This is a genomic window from Micromonospora maritima (assembly GCF_902825405.1).
Lineage (GTDB): Bacteria > Actinomycetota > Actinomycetes > Mycobacteriales > Micromonosporaceae > Micromonospora > Micromonospora maritima.
Genome location: NZ_CADEAU010000785.1, coordinates 1 through 1,709, shown reverse-complemented (window position 1 = coordinate 1,709; position 1,709 = coordinate 1). Strand labels below are relative to the sequence as shown.

The following is a 1,709-nucleotide window of genomic DNA, read 5'->3' as shown; positions in this document are numbered from 1 at the left end:
CGCCGCGCACCACGCTCGCCGGTCTCTGGCAGGCCCCGCACGGTCCGGCGACGCTGCTGTGCTGGCTGGTCGGCACGGCGCTGCTGGTGGGTGCCTGGTGGTCGCTGCGCTGGGGCGCCCCGTCGGGCCGCTGGGCCTACCTGACCGCCGGGCTCTGGTCGCTGCCGCTGCTGGCCGCGCCGCCGGTGGGCAGCCGCGACGTCTACTCGTACGCCTGCCAGGGCTGGACCTGGACCCAGGGGGTCAGCCCCTACCGGGTGGGCGTCGCCGCGGCCGGCTGCCCGTGGACCGACTCGGTGTCGCCGATCTGGCGGGACACCCCCGCGCCGTACGGGCCGTTCTTCGTGCTGCTGGCCGGGCTGGCGGTGCTCGCCGGCGGCGGCCTGGTCGGGGCGATCGTGCTGTTCCGGCTGGCCGCGGTGGCCGGACTGCTGCTGGTGGCGCTCTGCCTGCCCGGCCTGGCCCGGGCGGCGGGCGTACCCACCCGACGGGCGGCCTGGCTGGTGCTGGCCTGCCCGCTGGTCGGCGTGCACCTGGTGGCCGGCGCCCACAACGACGCGCTGGCGCTCGGGCTGGTGCTGTTCGGCCTGCTGGTGCTGATCCGCCGGCCCGGCAAGCCCCGCGCGCTGGTGGCGGCCGGGGTGCTGCTGGGCCTGGCCGTCGCGGTCAAGGCGATGGCGGTGGTGGTACTCCCGTTCGCGGCGCTCGCCGCCGTACTCGGCCGCTACACCTGGCGGGCGCTGCTGCGCGACGGTGGTCGGCTGGCCGCCGTCGTGGTCGGCACGCTCGTGGTGCTCTCCCTCGCCACCGGCCTCGGCCTGGGCTGGGTGGCCGGGCTGGGCCGCAGCGGCGACTCGCAGCAGTGGACCTCACCGCCCACGGCCGTCGGCTTCGTGGTCGACTACGTCGGCGAGGCGGCCGGAGGACGGCCGCACGCGGTGCCGGTGACCCGGGCGGTCGCGTTGGTGCTGCTGGTCGCGTCGCTGGTGGCGCTCTGGTGGTGGGCGTGGACGGCGCTGCGACGGTGGAACGACGCCCGGCAGCGGGTGGCCCGGCTGACCGTGGCCCGGCCCCGGGTGGCGCTGCTCGGCGCGGGGCTCGCGCTGACCGCGACCGTGCTACTCGCTCCGGTCTTCCACCCCTGGTACGCGACCTGGCCGCTGGCCCTGCTCGCGGTGTCGGCGGTGCCGCTGGTCCGGACCGTCTGGTTCGTGGCGCCCTGCGCGGTCGCGTCGGTGCTCGCGCTGCCGGACGGCACCAACCTGGCCCGGTTCACCAAGGCCCCCGGCGCGGTGCTGATGACCGTGCTGGTGCTGGCCGTGCTGACGGCAGGCGTCCGGGCGGGGCTGCGCCGCCGTCGGGTCGACCGCTGAGCGACGGGCGCGGAGACGGCCGGGCCGGCCCCGCGGAGGCGGAGCCGGCCCGGCCGGTGCTGACGAGCGTGCTCAGCAGTCGAAGTACATCGCGAACTCGTGCGGGGTCGGGCGCAGGCGCACCGGGTCGACCTCGTTGGCCCGCTTCCAGTCGATCCAGGTGGAGATCAGGTCGGGCGTGAAGACACCGCCGTCGAGCAGGTAGTCGTGGTCGGCCTCCAGCGAGTCGAGCACGGCCGGCAGGGAGCCGGGGACCTGCTTGACGTCGCCCCACTCCTCCGGCGGGAGGTCGTAGAGGTCCTTGTCGATCGGGGCCGGGGGCTCGATCTTGCTCTT

Annotated in this window: 1 protein-coding gene and 1 pseudogene; one reads left to right on the top strand and one right to left on the bottom strand. The window is 76.4% G+C overall.

The window, feature by feature from the left end; genetic code table 11:
- Nucleotides 1–1,373 (top strand): polyprenol phosphomannose-dependent alpha 1,6 mannosyltransferase MptB (gene mptB, locus HUW36_RS32265; RefSeq protein ID WP_174531511.1); only part of this gene is annotated, 1,373 nt, incomplete at its 5' end.
- A gap of 72 nt (nt 1,374–1,445) precedes the next feature.
- Here the strand turns inward: mptB and HUW36_RS32260 are convergent.
- A pseudogene (locus HUW36_RS32260) lies at nt 1,446–1,709 on the bottom strand (glutamine synthetase); the annotation flags it as partial.